Below are 231 nucleotides of genomic sequence, written 5' to 3'. Positions count from 1 at the left end.
ACGATGTTTTTCAGCGGCGGCATTATCCCGGAGTACATTCTCGTACGCAACCTGAATTTGCTGGACTCCGTGTGGGCGCTTGTACTGCCGGGGCTGATCAATCCGTTTTATCTGATTATCATGGTGTCGTTCCTTAACAATATCCCCGAGAGCCTCGAGGAGTCGGCGGAGATCGACGGGAGCAGCCACTTCCGCACGCTGCTGAGCATCATGCTGCCGTTGTCGCTGCCG

Annotated in this window: 1 protein-coding gene; it reads left to right on the top strand. The window is 55.8% G+C overall.

The window, feature by feature from the left end:
* On the top strand, positions 1–231 hold a 231-nt coding region (locus tag PA598K_RS34915; protein WP_148092052.1), incomplete at both ends, for an ABC transporter permease subunit.

The organism is Paenibacillus sp. 598K, from assembly GCF_003851045.1.
In the GTDB taxonomy this organism is placed as follows: domain Bacteria; phylum Bacillota; class Bacilli; order Paenibacillales; family Paenibacillaceae; genus Paenibacillus_D.
The sequence above is the reverse complement of the archived record's forward strand: the minus strand, read 5'-3'. Positions and strand labels throughout refer to the sequence as shown.